The 18,487-nt window shown below is 36.5% G+C and carries 17 protein-coding genes; 2 read left to right on the forward strand and 15 right to left on the reverse strand.

All coding sequences use genetic code 11. The annotated features are described in order from the left end of the window. The 5 genes from EGI31_RS20555 to EGI31_RS20575 are packed head-to-tail and all read right to left on the reverse strand — an operon-like array spanning position 1 to position 6,833. On the reverse strand, positions 1-1,083 hold the full coding sequence (locus EGI31_RS20555; RefSeq protein WP_255039043.1) for a DegT/DnrJ/EryC1/StrS family aminotransferase: 1,083 nt from the start codon (positions 1,081-1,083) through the stop codon (positions 1-3). A gap of 52 nt (positions 1,084-1,135) precedes the next feature. Continuing rightward, positions 1,136-2,377 (reverse strand): ABC transporter ATP-binding protein, encoded by a 1,242-nt coding sequence (locus EGI31_RS20560; protein WP_255039044.1) that lies wholly within the window; start codon positions 2,375-2,377, stop codon positions 1,136-1,138. A gap of 13 nt (positions 2,378-2,390) precedes the next feature. Continuing rightward, positions 2,391-3,230, reverse strand: coding sequence for an ABC transporter permease (locus tag EGI31_RS20565; protein ID WP_255039045.1), 840 nt, complete (start codon positions 3,228-3,230; stop codon positions 2,391-2,393). A 10-nt stretch (positions 3,231-3,240) separates the two neighbouring features. Then, positions 3,241-4,332 carry a hypothetical protein gene (locus tag EGI31_RS20570; protein ID WP_255039046.1) on the reverse strand — a complete coding sequence of 364 codons (1,092 nt, stop codon included), beginning with the start codon at positions 4,330-4,332 and terminating at the stop codon, positions 3,241-3,243. A gap of 2 nt (positions 4,333-4,334) precedes the next feature. Then, the gene (locus tag EGI31_RS20575; protein ID WP_255039047.1) at positions 4,335-6,833 is read right to left on the reverse strand and encodes a polysaccharide biosynthesis/export family protein; all 2,499 of its coding nucleotides are present in this window, start codon (positions 6,831-6,833) and stop codon (positions 4,335-4,337) included. A 159-nt stretch (positions 6,834-6,992) separates the two neighbouring features. Here EGI31_RS20575 and EGI31_RS20580 point away from each other — a divergent pair, with 159 nt between their 5' ends. Both EGI31_RS20580 and pheA read left to right on the forward strand, forming a co-directional pair. Next, positions 6,993-8,876 carry a DNA topoisomerase IV subunit B gene (locus EGI31_RS20580; protein WP_255039048.1) on the forward strand — a complete coding sequence of 628 codons (1,884 nt, stop codon included), beginning with the start codon at positions 6,993-6,995 and terminating at the stop codon, positions 8,874-8,876. 12 nt (positions 8,877-8,888) lie between these two features. Then, complete coding sequence (gene pheA / locus EGI31_RS20585; RefSeq protein WP_255039049.1) at positions 8,889-9,962, forward strand: prephenate dehydratase; 1,074 nt, start codon at positions 8,889-8,891, stop codon at positions 9,960-9,962. Here pheA and EGI31_RS20590 read toward each other — a convergent pair. The 10 genes from EGI31_RS20590 to EGI31_RS20635 all read right to left on the reverse strand — a co-directional run bounded on the left by EGI31_RS20590 (position 9,959) and on the right by EGI31_RS20635 (position 18,469). Continuing rightward, positions 9,959-11,647, reverse strand: a complete 1,689-nt coding sequence (locus EGI31_RS20590; protein ID WP_255039050.1) for a hypothetical protein — start codon at positions 11,645-11,647, stop codon at positions 9,959-9,961. The two genes, pheA and EGI31_RS20590, sit on opposite strands and share 4 nt — an antisense overlap. Continuing rightward, positions 11,640-12,575, reverse strand: a complete 936-nt coding sequence (locus EGI31_RS20595; protein WP_255039051.1) for a bifunctional riboflavin kinase/FAD synthetase — start codon at positions 12,573-12,575, stop codon at positions 11,640-11,642. The genes EGI31_RS20590 and EGI31_RS20595 overlap by 8 nt, the downstream gene beginning before the upstream one ends. Continuing rightward, positions 12,559-13,242 carry a tRNA pseudouridine(55) synthase TruB gene (gene truB / locus EGI31_RS20600; RefSeq protein WP_255039052.1) on the reverse strand — a complete coding sequence of 228 codons (684 nt, stop codon included), beginning with the start codon at positions 13,240-13,242 and terminating at the stop codon, positions 12,559-12,561. The genes EGI31_RS20595 and truB overlap by 17 nt, the downstream gene beginning before the upstream one ends. Next, a complete protein-coding gene (locus EGI31_RS20605; protein WP_255039053.1) occupies positions 13,242-14,033 on the reverse strand; it encodes an undecaprenyl-diphosphate phosphatase in 792 nt (263 codons plus the stop codon). The genes truB and EGI31_RS20605 overlap by 1 nt, the downstream gene beginning before the upstream one ends. A gap of 3 nt (positions 14,034-14,036) precedes the next feature. Further along, positions 14,037-14,270 (reverse strand): DUF3098 domain-containing protein, encoded by a 234-nt coding sequence (locus tag EGI31_RS20610; protein ID WP_255039054.1) that lies wholly within the window; start codon positions 14,268-14,270, stop codon positions 14,037-14,039. Between the two features lie 4 nt (positions 14,271-14,274). After that, positions 14,275-15,153, reverse strand: a complete 879-nt coding sequence (locus tag EGI31_RS20615; protein WP_255039055.1) for a cell division protein FtsX — start codon at positions 15,151-15,153, stop codon at positions 14,275-14,277. Positions 15,154-15,240: 87 nt separating this feature from the next. After that, complete coding sequence (locus tag EGI31_RS20620; RefSeq protein ID WP_255039056.1) at positions 15,241-16,101, reverse strand: lysophospholipid acyltransferase family protein; 861 nt, start codon at positions 16,099-16,101, stop codon at positions 15,241-15,243. A gap of 39 nt (positions 16,102-16,140) precedes the next feature. Then, positions 16,141-16,725 (reverse strand): bifunctional nuclease family protein, encoded by a 585-nt coding sequence (locus tag EGI31_RS20625; protein ID WP_255039057.1) that lies wholly within the window; start codon positions 16,723-16,725, stop codon positions 16,141-16,143. Between the two features lie 61 nt (positions 16,726-16,786). Continuing rightward, positions 16,787-17,563: a TIGR02757 family protein gene (locus EGI31_RS20630; protein ID WP_255039058.1), complete on the reverse strand. Its 777-nt coding sequence runs from the start codon at positions 17,561-17,563 to the stop codon at positions 16,787-16,789. Positions 17,564-17,575: 12 nt separating this feature from the next. After that, positions 17,576-18,469 (reverse strand): LysM peptidoglycan-binding domain-containing protein, encoded by an 894-nt coding sequence (locus EGI31_RS20635; RefSeq protein WP_255039059.1) that lies wholly within the window; start codon positions 18,467-18,469, stop codon positions 17,576-17,578. Positions 18,470-18,487: the final 18 nt, after the last annotated feature.

Here is an 18,487-nt window from a genome sequence, read left to right on the forward strand (position 1 = left end):
TCAAATATTTGAATTAATTATTGCTGAAATTTTTTCAACAATAGAATGGTCTAAATCAGGGTAGAGTGGGAGTGAAAGGACTCTGCTCGAAATATCCTCGCTCACTGGACAACTTTGGTAGTTGGTCAGATAGGTTAACTGATTGAGTGAGGGATAAAAGTATCTTCTTGGGAAGATATTTTCTTTGTTTAGAGCTTGAATAACCCTATCCGTAATGATATTACTCTCGAAAACTACTGGATAGTATGCAAAATTATAGTCTAAATTATCAGTTTTTTCTGTTGGCTTTTCTAGGTGATTCCAGTCCAATAAACTGTCGTAAATCCTGAAAATATCTTTCCTTCCCTGGATTATGCTCTCAAGGTGATTGAGGTTACATAGCCCCATAGCTGCATGAAACTCAGAGTTTTTTCCATTTACACCCGCCACGTAATAATTGTCAAGGATATGTCCGAAACTTCTCAAAAGTTTAATTTTTTCGTGGAGTTCAGGATTATGACAAATTATTGAGCCCCCCTCTACAGTATGAAAAACCTTGGTGGAATGAAAACTACAAGTGGAAATATCACCATAATCAAGTAGAGACTTACCTTGATATTTTACGCCAAAAGCATGTGCGGCGTCGTAAATTATCTTAAGATTATGTTTTTTTGCAATGCTTTCAATTTTCTCAACATCACAAGGGTTACCATAAACATGGGTAGCCATTATGGCTGAAGTTTTTTCTGTTATCGCAGCCTCAATGAGATTAGCATTGATATTCAAATCTTCTTTGTTGATGTCAACAAAAACAGGCACTAAATTTTCCCAAATAATAGAGGTAGTGGTGGCACAATAGGAAAAGGGCGTAGTAATGATTTCTCCCTTTAGATCCAGAGCTTTCAATGCTATTTGAAGTGCAATGGTTCCATTTCCTAGAAATGAAAAATAGGGGGTATTCAGGTATTGCTTTAACTTTTCTTCTAGTTCTACTACCAACGGTCCATTATTAGTCAACCAACTCGAATCCCATATTCGGGTGAGGTATGATTGATATTCCTCTTTTGGCGGTAAAAAAGATTTTGTTACGTTAATTCTCTCCAAAACTATTTTATTTTTTGCAATACTAACTTCAAAATTAATCTGAAAATATGATTTACAGCAATTCTTTTTGAACAGAATTAACGGTAATCAATTTTGGTCGAACCGCACCTGGCCATTTTCCGTACCAATCGGTTCCTTCTCGGTAATCGAGAATATCAAAGGCCAATGCATCTTCAAAGAAAAATACAGGTGCCAATCTGTCTTTCACGATCATGGCTGATATATAGTATGACCCATCATTTAAGAAGTCACCTGGTATATTACACTCCGCTCTGACAATACCTTTTTGATATATTTTGGCATCATCGCCGATATTAAAAACACATTCTCCAGTCATACTGTATAGAAAAATGCTGACATTAAGTTCGGCATTATCCATCATGTTCCAGTATTCAAACACCATTTTCAAGGGCGTGCGTGTATCAAAATTGTCCACCACTATTTCTTGATTAGGAGTTAGACTGATACTTTTTATTCTTACTTGATCATTGCCAGGTGCTTCGTTGGGATCTGCCCATTTTTGCTTAAGCTGAAACTTCGAAACCGTCTTCACATACTCGTTCACGACTTCATCTATTTTACCGGCTTTAATCAGTTCTCCGTTTCTTAAATATGCTCCTTTGTTGCACAAACCTTGTACGGCAGTGAGGTTATGACTTACGAATATTAGCGTACGACCACTGTTTGAAACATCACGCATTTTACCTATACTTTTCTTTTGAAAGTCAGCATCGCCCACAGCTAAGACTTCGTCTACCACCAATATTTCTGGCTCAAGATGGGCAGCAATAGCAAAACCAAGCCTGACGTACATTCCTGATGAATAGCGTTTTACAGGGGTGTCGATAAACTTGTTTATGCCAGCAAAGTCTACAATTGCATCAAAATGTCTTAAAATTTCAGCCTTCTGCATTCCCAAGATAGCACCGTTCAAGAAAATGTTTTCTCTTCCAGTCAATTCGGGGTGAAAACCTGTACCCACTTCTAAAAGACTGGCCATTCTACCTTTCACTCTCACTATTCCGGTGGTTGGCTCTGTGATTTGGCTTAGAACTTTTAGTAGGGTAGATTTACCGGCACCATTGGCACCAACTAAACCTAACCTATCACCTTGTTTTACATCGAGATTAATATCTTTTAAAGCCCAAAAGTCTTCTTTGGTATTTTTGTTCTTGGAAGGTTTAAATAAGGAGTTTGACCAACGGGTGATTGTATCCCTCAGGTCGTCGGTAGAGTTCCCTTTTTGGTTGAGTTGATACCGCTTCGTTACGTTTTCTATGCTGAGTACGGTCATTGATTTGAGCTAATTAAATATGGTCAACAAAAGAGTTTTCGTGTTTACGGAAAAATCTAATGGAATAGAAAAAAGTAACGACTATGAAAATCACCAATGGTACAAAACTGTCCCAATTAAAGGCAGCGAAGTCATCTAACATACACCATCTTAAGGCATCGATACAACCTGTAACGGGGTTAAGTACAAATAACTTATAAAACCAAGGTTGACCAGTTGAACGAACGCTTTCAGTAAGATAACCAACTGGCGAAATAAAATAGCCGAACTGTATAACGAAAGGGATTATCTGCCCAATATCTCTAAACTTTACATTCAAAACCGCCGAAATTAGGCCAATGCCAAAAGCCGCAAGAAAAGTCATTAGAATAAATAATGGAACCAAAAGCAATTTCCAATCCGGTAAAAATTGATACCAGATACAGATTATAAAAAAAAGTATTATCGAAATGAGTACATCTACCAAACCAAGAAAAATGGTAGAAAGAGGTATGATTAACCTTGGGAAATATACTTTGGAAACCAGGTTTGAATTAAGCACAATACTTTGGCTTAATGCCTGCAAAGATTGCGAGAAAAATAGCCAAATGATAACTCCTGGGGCCACAACTAAGGTAAATGGAATAGCAGTGTTCGTATCTAATTTGCCTATTTTACCGAATGCAAAAGCCATCACAATCATGGTCACCAGCGGTCGGATAACACTCCAGCCGATTCCAAGAACAGTTTGCTTATATTTAACCAAAATATCTCTTTTGGCCAATATCCAGAAAAGTTCTTTAAAACCCCAGATTTCTTTCAAATAGTCAGTAGTGGATTTCTTTGCGGTAATTATTCGCTCTCTTGAATTCATAAAATTTATTTCAGTTGCTATTTTCAGACATTATATCGAGATAAGTCTTGCGTATGGTAATGATCAAAATCATGGCCACAAAGGCAATTAAACCACTCAATCGTGTACTGAAACCAGTTTTCTTTATTACCGATAAGGGTAACCTCACTGGTTCTAAGACGGTAAAAATAGGCGTTTGTTCAATTATTAATCTATTCAATCCTTCTACGTTCGCCAGTTGCGTATAATATTGGTTCGATAAGTAGGTGTTGTCACGACTTATCTGTTGTTGCTTCATAATGCCTGACGGATCCACAACATTAGGATTGTCAAAAGTCAGTCGTGCAATTCTCTTGTCATTGTATTTCATTGCATAGGCAAGACTGTCAAGTCGACCTTCCTGAACTTTCAAGATCTGTTTGGTCTTTTTGGTCTTCATTTCTCTGTAAAAATCCTCGGTACTGGCCATCAATACCTCAATCCAATCTTTAGTTAACTGCTCATTTGTCGTTGTAGCATAAATACTTATTAGGCTCGAGTTTTCATCAGGTTCTACACGTGTAAAGTTGTATATTTTGGTGTAAACGTCAGAAAGTATCTGATTTTCGTAAGGTGTAAACTCTGAAATAGCTTTCTTTTTGAATCTGTAATTAGCAAATGGTGAGGCTGGCTTTATTAGACTTCCGGCCCATTCATTTCTTTTTATATCACTGCTGTCAATAAAATAATTGATAAACAAGTCTGTTCTGTCTCCAATTTTCACTTCTCTCATAAAGGCATTCTGGAATACATTTACAGAAAGAATAATTGCCTCAAAATTCGAAGATGCCAAAAGGCTTCCACCTTGTTGCTGGTTAGCGGCTCCACCCAAGCCGAATGCCGAAGCGAAACCTCCTAATTGGTTTTGTGCTCCCGCTCCTTCAAGCTCCAAGTGAAATGTTGTTTGTCCACTGTAGGTATCCTCGGAGTCCAAGAAAGTATTGTTGAAAGTATCATAAATAGACCCTACTATGAGAGCCACGAAAAGAATCTGCCAATTGTTTCCGAGAAATTTGAAATATTTAAATACCGATAAAAAAAACTCTCTGGTTGATACTTGGTCGTCTTTAATATTTTGATCCATTCTTAATTTTGGTTAAGTTTTAAGAATCCGAAGATAGTCACAATGGTTGTTAGTGTAGCACTAAGAGTGGCTACTAGACCTCCAAATTGAGCAATTTGTGCCTGCGTATTTTCGGTTTTTCCAGGAATAATTATTTCACTGCCAGGTTCTACTTTTGGGTGAATTTTTACGAAAACAAATTTTCTTGTCCTATCTACAGAGCCGTTGGGATAAATAACAAATGCTTTGCCTCTTGCTGATTTTTTGGTAAAACCACCAGATTTTGAGACGTAATCAATGAATTTCAAGTCAGGGTGGTATTTAACCGTAGTAGGGTAAAGTACTTCACCTTCAATACGTATAGTTTGAAGTTTTTTGGGAATGTTTATTTCATCACCGTCTTGCAGGATTAAGTCCTCAACAGAACCTGGACTCTTCAAAATCTTTTCAAGATCTATTCCAACTGATTCTGTTATCATATTGTTCAAAACCTCACCCTCCTCCGTCAATTCGGGTTCTTCTTCTTCTAAGTTCTCGGTAACTGTTTTAACTTTTACATTGATATTCAAGTTATTCAGGACTTCCTCCCTTTGAGTTTTTTGGAAATCACTTATCAAGGTTTTTCTAACCAAAGTAGCCCCTTTTATATAAGCCTGAGGAGACAGACCCCCAGCTCTCGAAATAAGGTCAGAGATTTTTTCGTCTTTGTATTTGATACCATAAATACCAGGATAAATCACCTCACCTTTGGTGATAGCGAAATTTTGTTTTTCGTAGTTTGGAGATGTTCTTACAAATACTTCATCATATGGAAGTAGTTTAACACTTTCGTTTTTCGAATCGAAATTCAAGTCAGAGCGAATCTCAAATTCAATTATGTCAGATATTTGAGCGTCAATTTGCTTGGCATCTACGTTTCTTTTTCTCCTGACAATCTCTATTTTAGATAATGATGCCGCTTCGGTAAGTCCGCCAACTTTGACAATCAAATCCTGAATGGTCATTTCCTTAATATACGGCACTTGTACACCTGTTAAGGCGTCAGGATTGTTTATGGCACCTTGTATCTTTACATAAGAAGTCTCAGTGAGGTCAAAAATACTTGGTATAATAACCTTATCCATTCTCCTCAGAGTTTGGTCTGCACTTTTACCGCTTTTTATGTCAAAAAGATTGACGGTGATATTTGAAATAGACAAATCTTCATTGGTTCTAATAATATTGACTCTACCTTGAAGCGACTCTTCTCTTAGACCTTCGGCCGAGTTTATTAAAGCCAATAAAGTTGGGTTACTGTCTAAAGAATATTCACCCGGACGATAAATGGCACCTTGAATAGATATTAAGTTTTCAAAACGTTCAAGTAATTTCTCTACTACAATCGAATCACCGCTGTACACCTGACTTGTTTTGAAATCCGAATTTTTGATGTCAATGATGCGTTTTTCCTTCGATGTATTTCTGTAAACTTTGACTCTTTCGGAGTAGGCATATTGGTCAAAACCACCCGCATAGTTGATTACAGTACTCAAATTTTCATTAGGAAGGACTTCAAATAATCCCTTTCTCTTCAAGTTGCCTTCCATCGCTATTCTCGAAACATAGGGCCCAACTTGAATAATATCTTGGTCCTTGAGTAACATATCACCTTTCGAAAATCCTTTTGTTATGACATCATAAAGGTCCAAAGTACTCACAACTCTGTTGTTTCTTACTAGTTTTATATCTCTGTAGGTACCTATGTCATTAGGGCCTCCAGAGGCATAAAGTGCATTCAGTAAACTCGTAAATGAAGTAACGGTGTAGGTTCCAGGTGCAACTACCTCTCCTGTGATTTTAACCTTAATCATTCTGTAGCCTGTTAAAGAAACCTTCAGAAATGTATTTGCAGGATAGCCGCTACCACCGTTCAAACCTAAAAATATTTTTGAGAAAGCGTTCTTTATTTTTCTTTCGGCTTCTTCTATGTTCAAACCAGATACATTCACTACGCCAGCTTTTTCTAAAACAATAAATCCGTCTGGGTTAACTGTAGCAGTTTGTTTAAACTGTGAGTAACCATAAATATCCATCACGATCTTATCACCAGGTCCTAATACGTAGTTGTTTGGTGTAGAAACATTAACTGTGGCGGTTGGATCAAATTTAGAATTCGTAAATATGGAACTACCAAACGTTCTCTTAATGATTTTACTTTTTTCTAAGTCGGCAGCAAGTTCCGTTTCTTTTTCAATTCGTTGCTTTTCTTCGGCATCAATCGCTTTTTGATCTGCTGGAGCGAGTTCAACTTCTCGGGTATTTGTTGGGTCATTTAGTGGAGTCCTATTTACAGGAGTTGTTCTATTATTATTGGGAGACTTCTCTTTTGTAGTGGCAGGTGTTGTGGTGGTCGGAACTGTAGTCGGAATTTGAAGTGCGGGAGTAGTTTGGGCAAAAATGGTGTTTTTTATAGCAAATTGTATTAATATTAATACGAGTGCTTTTGCTATTCGATTTGTCTTCCTAAATTTGGGAGATTTCATAAATTAAAAATTTGCTCTTTCTAGGTTTTTGCTTGATAAACTGCAAAATTAACAGAAGAATTTTGGTTAATTAAATTAAAAAGTCTTTATTTTAAAAAGTACTTTGAATTGCAAAGTTAAATATTAAATTGATTTTAACCTCATTATTGATAAAAAATTATGTCAGAAGAAAGTAAAGTGTTATATGACGAAGACAGTATTAAATCTCTAGACTGGAAGGAGCATATTCGTTTACGACCTGGAATGTACATTGGAAAACTTGGCGATGGTACCTCACCTGATGACGGTATCTATGTGTTGTTGAAAGAGGTAATGGACAATTGTATTGACGAATACGCCATGGGACATGGAAAATCAATTGAAATTGGTATAGATGAAGGTAAAGTGACAGTGAGAGACCACGGTCGTGGTATACCACTTGGTAAGGTGGTGGATGTTGTTTCGAAAATCAATACAGGAGCAAAATATGACAGTAAGGCTTTCCAAAAATCTGTTGGTTTGAATGGTGTCGGTACCAAAGCGGTGAATGCCCTATCTTCCTATTTTAAGGTTATATCATACAGAGAAGGCGAATGTAAAAGAGCGGTATTCGAACGAGGTGAGTTAATTGAAGAATCTCCAGTGGAGCTTACTTCTGAAAAAAATGGTACCTATGTTGAGTTTATTCCAGACAATACTGTCTTCAAAAACTATCATTTTATTCCGCATTACGTTGAAAACATGATTTGGAACTACTGTTATCTTAACGCCGGTTTGGCCTTGAACTTTAACAGGAAAAAATACATCTCTCAAAACGGCTTATTGGATTTATTGCTTAGAAAAACTGATGAGTCAACACTGAGGTATAACATTATTCACCTGAAAGGACCAGATATTGAAATTGCCTTAACGCACGGAAATCAATATGGGGAGGAGTATTATTCGTTCGTAAACGGCCAAAATACAACACAAGGAGGAACTCACCTTTCGGCTTTCAAAGAGGCCATTGTAAAGACCGTTCGTGATCACTTTAACAAAGATTATGCCCCCGAAGACATACGTCAGTCCATTATTGGGGCAGTTTCCGTAAGAATTCAGGAACCGGTTTTCGAATCCCAAACCAAAACCAAACTAGGTTCGACCAATATTTCGTTAGAAGATAACGCTCCAACCGTAAGGACCTTCGTCAATGATTTCATAAAAGAACATCTTGACAATTTCTTGCACATGCACCCAGAGGTGAAAGACGCGTTAAAAAAGCGTGTGGAACAGTCAGAAAGAGAACGCAAAGAACTGGCAGGTGTAAAGAAAATTGCAAATGAGAGAGCCAAAAAAGCCAATTTGCACAATAAAAAGCTTCGTGATTGTAGGTTCCACTTGCCTGATGAAAAATTTGAAGGACGCCTGGATACCATGCTGTTTATAACGGAAGGAGACTCTGCCAGTGGTTCTATCACCAAAGCTCGTAATCCAGAAACGCAGGCCGTATTTAGTCTACGTGGAAAACCGCTGAATTGCTATGGCTTGAGCAAAAAGGTAGTTTATGAGAATGAAGAATTCAATCTCCTTCAACATGCCTTAGACATAGAAAATGGCATAGATACTCTGAGGTACAATCAAATCATCATAGCCACTGATGCCGACGTTGATGGTTCGCACATTAGGTTGTTACTATTGACTTTCTTTCTTCAGTTTTTCCCTGATGTTGTACGGGAAGGCCATTTGTATATACTCCAAACACCACTTTTTAGGGTAAGAAACAAGAAGGAAACTTTTTATTGTTACAACGACGAAGAAAAGCAAGCAGCTATCGCTAATTTAGGAGGCAAGCCTGAAATAACTCGATTTAAGGGTTTAGGTGAAATATCTCCGAATGAATTTGAAGCATTTATAGGAAAAGAAATTAAGCTGGATCCAGTAATTTTCGAGAAAGAATCATCAATTCCGAAAATATTGGGATACTACATGGGCAAGAATACTCCTGAAAGACAAGTGTTTATCATTGACAACCTCATCATCGAGCAGGATATTTTAGAAGAAAAAGAATTGATTATTGAAGACTAAAAAAATAGGATAGTGACTTTAGACGAAGTAAGGAAAGAAATTGATAAAATTGACGATGACCTTTTGCAACTTTTAAACAAAAGAATGCTTTGGGTACAAAAAGTAGGAGAAATTAAGAATAAATCGAAGGAGATTATTTATCGACCAGAGCGGGAAAAACAAATAATTGAAAGACTAAACAACCAGTCCGACGGTTTGCTTTCAAGAGACGCCATAGAGGCCATTTTTCTCGAGATTTTTGCCACAGCCCGCAACATTGAACTTCCCGAACGCATAGCCTATCTTGGGCCGGAGGGTAGTTTTACCCACCAAGCTGCTGAGAGTCGCTTTGGAGCACTTTCTGAGTACATGACTTTGCCAACTATTAAGTCTGTTTTTGAGGCTGTGGAGACAGAAAGAGTAAGGTTTGGAGTTGTACCTATCGAAAATAATCAGGAAGGCATAGTTTACGAGACAGTTGATTTGCTTAACGAAACCAACGTTAACATTGCGGCTGAACTCAAGATTCCTGTTCATTTTTGTCTGGCAACGGAGGCTGAAAATCCAGCCAAAATCAAAAGAATCTACTCAAAAGATATAGCATTTAGGCAGTGTAGAGGCTTTTTGAACAAATATTTTGAGCAACATCAGCCAGAAGAAATACAGGTAGAGTCTACTTCAAAAGCAGCAAAATTAGCGGCTGAAGATCCAGAAGCCGCAGCTATATGTAGCGAAATTGCAGCAAAGTTGTTTAGAATACCAGTGTTGTTTCACAACATTGAAGATAACAGCAACAACCGCACGAGGTTCTTTATCCTTTCTAAGAAATTTGAGAACCTGCCATCAGGAAATGACAAAACCACCTTAATAGCTCGACTACCGCATACAGACGAAGCTGGTGTTTTGGCAAGTTTTTTACAAGATTTTAAAGATTTTAATATCAACTTGACAAAAATAGAAAGTCGCCCCTATAAAGGAGATGAGGACTTTAATTTTTGGTTTTTCATAGAGCTTTTGGGTTATTTTAAAGATGATAACTTCCAGAAAGTGTTGGAGAAACATCACGAAAGTATCAAGATATTAGGTAGTTATGTCAGAAATGCTTAGATGATAATCGGACTTGGGCCATAAGTTTTGCCCAAGTCATATTTCTTAACTTCTCCGGCCTTCACCACAATCTTATAGATACGGTACTTGCCTTTCGGTATAAGTTTTACAGGGTAAATAGTTCTGTAGAATCCCGAAAAATATCTCAGCGATAAAATACTTTTTAGAGGGTTGTTTTTCTGGTGAACCGCTGGGAAAATGAATTGCTTTTCGTCATTTTCTAAAGAAAAATAGATCCCGTCTTCATCATTTACAGGGTGAAAGTTTTCTGTTAATTCACCTGAAATCTCTAAAATGCCATCATTAATTCCATAGCTTAAGTTTTCACGAGAACTTTCTGTTGCCAAATTATTAAAGTTGTCTAAAACAGATGTCGGAAAAACATATTTCTTGGCTTTGTAAGGTTCCTCGAGAAGTGGGTTTAACTTGACACTGTGCACTGAATCAATGTATTGGTTGGACCAAGTTCCTACTTTTTGATAATTTATTCCATCTGAAATGGCATTCTTTTTATTGAATATAGCGACTTCATAATTATTGAAATAGCTAAAAATTAACAAAGAAAAAGTAAATATACTCGCCAATGTGGCGATGACTTTTTTATGTACAATGTTTGAAATCAAGAAAAGATAAACAGAAATAACCATAAAAGAAGAATTTATGGTGTACCTGCTTAACATCGCAAATCCTGTTCTTGAAATACCAATCATCAGGCCTGGGGCGAATACAAAGCCAAAAACGCAAATAATAAATTGATCTTTTTTTGAATGACGCAGCTTTTCGAAGACTTCTTTTCTGTTTTTACCGAATATGGGATACTTTCGAAGAAAAAGAACCAAGAAAATAAGTACCAAAAATAGTCCAAACACTTGTGAAACAAGATGCGAATATTGGTTTTTTGCCGTTGTGGAAAGGTCTGTAATGTTTAGTGAATAAGCACCAAAAAACTCAAAAACGTATCTTATCGCCGCCACGGGCTGTGAAATGGGAGAAACACCTGAGCTCCATTCTGGTTTTTCATAACCCCAGAAATACATCAAAATTGTAACAATTGACAATAAGCTCCAAATTATTAAGTCCTTTGTTCTTTTATTGGCTGCAAGAATTATTATACCTATCAAGAATGCCAAGATGCCATTTCCATGAGAAAATATGGCAAGAAGGGCAAATATAAATGCTGGTAATAGACTGTTTATCTTTTTGTAAATCAAAAAATAGAATGTCAGAAAAACATATAAGATTACCGAGAAATTCTGAAACGGAACCATCAAAGACTGAAGACTTTCATAGTATTGGGCATGAAAAATCAAGAAAGGGATAGGTAGCAATAGAAGCAAGTTTCCTACTAGTGGTTTTGCTATTCTGAAAATTAGAATAAAGATGCCTATTAGGTTAAGGAAGCCCAACATGGCCAATGTTTTTAGCTCAAATTTGCCTGATATTAAATAAGTTAGTAGTAAAAAAAGTCGGTCGTTAACTACTCTGTGTTCATTATTTAAAGAGAAGAACAACCTGAGTTTTTCTGATACAGGAATATTAGAAAAGAGATGAAAAACGGGAAGGATAATGCCGTGAAAATCGTCCCACCAAGGGATGTTTACAGAAATTTTATATTGAAAAAGCCATAATAATGCAATAAGTATTGAGGAAACTGACCAAAATATGTACTTGTTTCTTTTATGCATTTTTTGAAAATATTGATTTTGCTAATTGACAATCTATTTCTATTTGTTTTATCAATTCTCCAATATTCTCAAATTTAGTCTCTTCTCTTATAAATTCCAATATTTCTACTTTTATGGTTTCGCCATAAATGTCATCCGAAAAATCAAAAATATGTACCTCTTGTGTTCTTCCAAGGCCTTCTACAGTGGGTCTATTGCCGATGTTCATAATTCCCTGATATCTCTTATTCCTTAGAAACACATAAGTGGCATAGACACCGTTTTTGGGTATTAGCTTATATTTTTTTTGAACTTGGATGTTTGCAGTTGGAAAACCAATGGTTCTACCAAGTTGTCTTCCTTTAACTACTGGGCCCGAAAATTGATAATCTCGCCCAAGTAGCTCATTGGCTGTTTTTACATCACCCGTCAATATGGCATTCCTTATTTTGGTAGAACTGATTGTGATGTTTTCTAGTTCTTGTCTTGAAATTTCCTCTATTTCAATTTTAAATCGCTCAGAATGTTGTCTGAGATAATCAATTCCACCTTCACGGTTTTTGCCGAATCTATGGTCATACCCTATCACCATAGCTTTTGTACCTAGGCCATGAAGTAATATTTCTTCTATATATTTTTCAGAACTAAGCTCTGAAAACTCTCTGGTAAAAGGTAAAACAACAAAGTGGTCAATTCCTAATTTCTCAAGAATTTCTGTTTTTTCGTCTATTGTAGTTAAAAGTTTAAGATTGTCATCATTCGGTGAAATAATCAACCTGGGGTGGGGCCAAAAAGTCAATAAAACAGATTCGCCGTTTATTTCTTTTGCTTTCTCTATTAATCGCTGAATTATTTTTTGGTGGCCCACATGTATACCATCGAAAGTGCCGGTGGTCACTACGGCATTGCCTCTAGGTTCAAAATCAGAGAGTTTATTGTAAATCTTCATTAGAATCTTTGATTTTTTGCACCATATTTTCTACCGATTCGGCATTGTCTACCGAAAAATCTCCAATTTTAGTCCTTCTAAGTTCACTTAAATAAGAACCAGAACCAACCGCCACACCGAAATCACGTGCCAAACTTCTAATATAGGTACCTTTAGAACAAACTACTCTGAACCATATTTCAGGGAAATTTGTGGTGTCTATTTCAAATTCCCTGATTTCTATTTCTCTAGCTTTGAGTTCCAAAGTTTTTCCTTCTCTGGCAGCTTCGTAGGCTCTTTTGCCTTTTACTTTAATGGCTGAAAATAGGGGAGGGATTTGTGAGACATGGCCAACGAATTGTTTCCTTGCCTTCTCCAGTGTTTCCTCTGTAATATGGTTAATTGGAAAAATAGAATCTACTTCAGTTTCCAAATCTACAGATGGGGTAGTTTTTCCTAGTATAAACTTCCCCGTATATTCTTTTTCTTGGGCTTGATATTGATCTATTTCTTTGGTTTTTTTACCTGTACAGAGTATGAGTAAACCAGTGGCCAAAGGGTCAAGAGTACCTGCATGACCTACTTTTTTAAATTTGCCAGCATATCTGACTTTATTGACCACATCAAACGAAGTCCAGGTGAGCGGTTTATCGAGTAGCAGAACGGAGTCGTTGTATTGGGTATTCATCAAACTATTTTTAAATCAACACCCGCAAAAAGCAAAGCCAAAAGTATTATTCCAAGCACAATCCGATAGTAGCCGAAAATCTTGAAACCATGTTTTTGTAGATAACCAATGAAGAACTTAATGGCTACAATTGATACCAAAAATGCCACTAAATTACCAATGCCTAATAACATAAGTTGTTCATTATCAAATGTTAAGTCTCCATTTTTATAACCCTTTAGTAATTTATATCCCGCAGCAGCAAACATGGTTGGTACTGCCAAGAAAAATGACATTTCTGCAGCAGCTTTTCTAGTTAAACCCATAAACATACCACCAATTATGGTTGACGCTGAGCGTGAAACTCCTGGTATCATGGCTATGCATTGGAACAAACCTATAACGAAACTGTCTTTAAAACTTGGTCCGTCTTTGTGTGTTTTATCTTCAAAATACTTATCAATAAAAATAAGAATAATGCCACCAATCAATAGGCTTATCGCCACCACCCATACATTTTCGAGAATGGAGTCTATGAAATCATTGAGTAAAAAGCCAATAATGGCGGCCGGTATAAAGGCCACGAATAGTTTGTAGTAGAAATCAAGATTTTGAAAGAAGCGTTTCCAATAGAGGAAAATCACGGCTAGAATAGCTCCAAACTGGATGTTAACCTCAAATATTTTAGTAAAAGGGTGCTCCGCTATCCCCAAAAAAGAAGCTCCAATAATCATGTGACCAGTAGAGCTTATTGGAAGATATTCGGTAATACCTTCAATGATAGCCAGTAATATGGCTTGAATTACGTTCATGAATTATTTTTTAAGAAGGGCGTAAAATTCTATCATAAAACCTACAAAGGCCACGATAGGTCCAAGGGTTATGCCGAAAAATCCAAAACCGAATTCTTCCTTGTCTAACGTCATAATGATGAAACCAATCACTATCAGGGCTATTCCAATCAACATTATGGTGTAATTTCCTTTTTTGAAAGGTAAGTCAGAGGCTGTATTTACAGCGGTTTCTTTAGTTTCTTTAGTGTTTTTCATTATTTCAATATAATTTATCTAAATCCATTTTATGATATCTTACAATAGACTGAAAGGTACTTAAAACTCCTATCGTAGGTCCTAATATGAGTAAAATTACAAACAAAAGAACAATATTCGTATTGTTCTGAATAAGGTTTAAACCATCTATTTGACTGGTCGAAACATATTTTGTCAAAAATATCAAGATGATACTGATGATACTAGCAATTAGTCCTTGTACAAATCCTTTAATCAAAAAAGGTTTCTGAATAAAGAAATCAGTTGCACCTACCAATTGCATTGTTCTGATGATAAATCTTTGCGAATACAGTGCCAATTTGATGGTATTGTTTATCAAAAGTAAAGTTGCTACAAAGAAAATAACGACAATAAGAGCTAAAACTTTGTAAACTTTGTTAACGTTACTGATAATTCCCTTTAAGAAATCCTTGGCATATTCTACCTCAAATACACCTTGTATCTTTTCGATTTCGGTCTTTATAAGCACAAGCTTGTCCTCCGTTATGTTTTCCTCTTTTAAACGAACGCTAAAGGCATCACGGAAAGGATTATCTCCCAATACATCTTTAAAATCTTCTTTGGTGTCCTTGTAGAATATTTCCGCTGCTTGTTCTTTTGAGGTTAGAGTAATCTGAGGCTTTCCATTTTTTACCTCTGCAAAACCAAAACTTTCTATTTTTTTAGAAATGGCGGCTAATTCGTCTTTTCCCAAATCCCTTTCTAAATAAACCTGAATTTCAATATTTTGCTTTACGTATTTTATCAGTTCTTTTGAAGAAATAGCAATCCAGCCGCAAAATCCAATTAAAAACAATGCAACAGTTAGACTTATGGTTATAAGTATACCTGGGTAACTGCCTAATTTTTTGTTAAAACTCATTTTGATTGCGAAAAGCTTAAGTACAAAGATAAATAATTATTTAGGTTTGAGATTTAAAGCAGATTGATTTTAAGGTTTTTTAATTAATTATTCGCCCTTTTTTGCTAATTCTTTTAATGCGTTCCACTCTGATATCATTTCTGGCATATTTTGCTCTATGATTTCTTCCACCGTTTTGGTGATGTAGTCTAAGCTATGGTTTTCGTCAAAATAGATGGGCTTTTTGAACTTTACCGTCAAAAGTGTATTTCTTCTTTTGTATTTTAGTCCTGTTTTGTTGAAAGCCCTTCTAAATCCGTTTATGACAACAGGCACTACGATGGGTCTGTTGGCCAAAATAATGTGGGCAGTACCTTTTCTCACAGGAGCATAAGGGCTAGTTGTTCCTTGCGGAAAGCTTATCACCCAACCCGAGCCCAAGCCTTTTGAAACATTATCTCCAGCAGAAGAGTCCACTTCGCGTTTAACATTTACTCCCTCTGCACGCCAACTTCTTTCTACCAATATGGCTCCGGCCAAACTAAAAAGTTTGGGAATTAAGCCAGCTTTCATGGTTTCCTTAGCTGCTACATAGTAAATAGAGGCTCTTGGTGAAAAAAGATAAAGAGGCATTAATTTCTTTCCAAAGCCCCATTTGAGATTACAAAAGATATGATAAAAAGAAATAACGTCGGCAAAGTAGGTTTGGTGATTGGAGATAAAGAAAACGTTCGTATTTGGTAAATCTTTGAGGTTTTCTAATCCTTCTATTTTCAACTTATTGGCTACGGCTATTCTCCAATAGGTTGGCCACCCAGCTATAAAGATTACTATTCTTTTCAACACCATCCAGTTGCCAAATGGGTCTTTTTGGAACAAACCCAGTACGTCAAAATAAGACAAAGTCCTAATGAACGGGTTGGCGTTTTTAGCAGGTATTGGTAAGAAATTCTTTAAAATTTTTAGCATTTGGGTTAAATTTATAAGCCGTAAAACCGCTGGTTGCCCTCAATTACGCTTATCTATTTCGTCTCTTATTTTGGCGGCCTTTTCGTATTCTTCGTTTCTGATGGCCTCATCGAGCATTTTGAGTAAGTCATCGGCAGTCATTGACATTAGGTCAGAGCTTGACTTCACCTTTATGTTTTTGGGGGCAGTTTTTGGTTTTTCTTGGCCACCAAGGTCATCGGCACTAATTCCAGCTTCATTCAAGACATTTTCTGTGGTGTAAATAGAGGCATTGAAGCGTAGAGCTATAGCGATGGCATCGGATGGACGGGCATCGATATTTTTCTGGCGTATACCATCCGTACAAATTATTTTGGAATAAAAAACTCCTTCTGAAATGTCCGAAATGTGAATTTCTTCGACCGAAAAATCAAAGGATTTCGAGAATGACTTAAATAAATCGTGCGTTAAGGGCCGGGTAGGAGTTATTTTCTCCATTTCGATGGCTATAGCCTGTGCCTCAAACATGCCTATGATTATAGGTAAACGACGATCTCCATTCGCCTCTGTAAGAATCAAAGTAAACGAACCAGCCTGCAATTGGCTTGGCGAAAGGTCTAATATTTCTAGCTTTATTTTATCCACGATACAAATATAGTCTCCTTTGGTTTATTAAGAGTTAAGTTTTTACAGAAAAATAACTTTTTTAGGTGCCAAAATATTTTTCAATTCCCATTCCAAATAAGGCAAAATCATATTTTGATGGGTCTTCGGGGTCTAAATGTGAGAGGTATTCGGTAATTTCCTCCGCCATTTTCCAGTCGGCCTTTGGTCGGTTAGTTAAATTTAATCTTCTGGCAATGTTTTCAACGTGTACGTCACAAGGAATGACCAACTGAGCGGGTTTCAATCTATTCCAAATCCCAAAATCCACTCCATTATTGTCTTTTCTTACCATCCATCTCAAATACATGTTTATTCGTTTACAAGCACTGTTGGAATCGGGGCTTGAAATATGTTTCCTAGTTCTATGAGGCGAATCTTCCAATGAAAAAAAATATTTCCGAAAGTTACTTAGATTTTCCTTGAGGTTGTTTTCAGAATTATTACCAATCAAAAAAGCATCCTCGAATGATTCATATTGCTTGTAATGTGCTTTGAAAAACTCAATGAAATACATCAGGTCAACGAAGTTGAAAGTGCGATGGACGAAGTTTTCGAGTTTTTTTAAATCTTTGTCGCCTGCATTTTGAATAAACTCAAAAGGAGTATTATCCATTTTTTGCATTAATTCTGTACACTTGTTTATGATGGTTTTACGCTGTCCCCATGCTAAAACAGCCGCAAAGAACCCTGATATTTCTATGTCTTGTTTGTTGGTAAAACGGTGAGGAATACAAATGGGGTCTAACTCAATAAAGTTTAAATTGTTGAATTTTAGGTATTTACTATTCAAGAGGTCAGAAACCTCAGTCGATATCATTCTAACCATTTTTTACTTTATGGCCATTGTTTTTCTGGTAGCAGGGAGATAATACTCTACAGTAGCTCTCATTTTAGAATCTCTAGGTCTAAGTTTGTAAAAAGCATAAGGTGAGAGTTTCAACATGATGTTTTCGTCAGGTCCTTTTTGACTCAAATTGGCCACAACTTTGGCTGTGATGGTTACACCAGTGGCTTCGTTGGTAACTTTTATGTTGGAGCCCACTTTGGCTGTACGGTGTAAAGCTAAATATTTTGTAGTCCTGTTCGAAGTGTTTATAACTTCCGCTACGCCGGTTTCTGACATTTTAATACCAACAGGCTCAACAACCAAGGTTTGAGCCATTTTCTTTTCAAGTGCAGTGCTAATTTTTTCAATTTCTACCTTGTCTATTAATAGCTTATCCCCAACTTTTATTTTGTTGTCGCTTATATTATTGGCTTCTACTAAGTATGAGATATCTAGTTCATATAGTTTTGATATCGAAAAAATGGTTTCTCCTGCTTTAATAATATGAAATTTGCCACTTGGTTGACTAGTTGCTTGTGCTGTTTTGGTCTGATTTTCTGAGTTTTTGGTTGGCTTTGCAAGAGTACTTTTTTTGAGACCCGCTTGATAAGCCCAGGCACTTACATGCTTTCCATTTCTTATCATTGGAAATTTCAGCGTCTGTCCCACTTTTATGGCTACATCAGACTTGAGCGTCGGATTTATGTTTGAAACTTCAGCAACGCTACAATTGTATTTGTTTACCAAACTATATAAAGTTTGACCTGGCTCAACTTTGTGAAGAATGTAAACAATGTTATTTATTATCTCCGTGTTAAGAGTGTCTTTCTGAGGATTCTGACCAAACGCAATTACCGTTACACTTGTTACTAGGAAAAAGAAAATGGTTTTTATCATGGATTAAGGGAAATTGAA

Source organism: Lacihabitans soyangensis, from assembly GCF_024343775.1.
Lineage (GTDB): Bacteria > Bacteroidota > Bacteroidia > Cytophagales > Spirosomataceae > Leadbetterella > Leadbetterella soyangensis.

Coding starts and splice junctions, on each gene's coding strand:
- EGI31_RS20560 (WP_255039044.1), bottom strand. CDS start 2,377: ATGACCGTACTCAGCATAGAAAACGTAACGAAGCGGTATCAACTCAAC.
- EGI31_RS20565 (WP_255039045.1), bottom strand. CDS start 3,230: ATGAATTCAAGAGAGCGAATAATTACCGCAAAGAAATCCACTACTGAC.
- EGI31_RS20570 (WP_255039046.1), bottom strand. CDS start 4,332: ATGGATCAAAATATTAAAGACGACCAAGTATCAACCAGAGAGTTTTTT.
- EGI31_RS20575 (WP_255039047.1), bottom strand. CDS start 6,833: ATGAAATCTCCCAAATTTAGGAAGACAAATCGAATAGCAAAAGCACTC.
- EGI31_RS20580 (WP_255039048.1), top strand. CDS start 6,993: ATGTCAGAAGAAAGTAAAGTGTTATATGACGAAGACAGTATTAAATCT.
- EGI31_RS20590 (WP_255039050.1), bottom strand. CDS start 11,647: ATGCATAAAAGAAACAAGTACATATTTTGGTCAGTTTCCTCAATACTT.
- EGI31_RS20595 (WP_255039051.1), bottom strand. CDS start 12,575: ATGAAGATTTACAATAAACTCTCTGATTTTGAACCTAGAGGCAATGCC.
- truB (WP_255039052.1), bottom strand. CDS start 13,242: ATGAATACCCAATACAACGACTCCGTTCTGCTACTCGATAAACCGCTC.
- EGI31_RS20605 (WP_255039053.1), bottom strand. CDS start 14,033: ATGAACGTAATTCAAGCCATATTACTGGCTATCATTGAAGGTATTACC.
- EGI31_RS20610 (WP_255039054.1), bottom strand. CDS start 14,270: ATGAAAAACACTAAAGAAACTAAAGAAACCGCTGTAAATACAGCCTCT.
- EGI31_RS20615 (WP_255039055.1), bottom strand. CDS start 15,153: ATGAGTTTTAACAAAAAATTAGGCAGTTACCCAGGTATACTTATAACC.
- EGI31_RS20620 (WP_255039056.1), bottom strand. CDS start 16,101: ATGCTAAAAATTTTAAAGAATTTCTTACCAATACCTGCTAAAAACGCC.
- EGI31_RS20630 (WP_255039058.1), bottom strand. CDS start 17,563: ATGATATCGACTGAGGTTTCTGACCTCTTGAATAGTAAATACCTAAAA.
- EGI31_RS20635 (WP_255039059.1), bottom strand. CDS start 18,469: ATGATAAAAACCATTTTCTTTTTCCTAGTAACAAGTGTAACGGTAATT.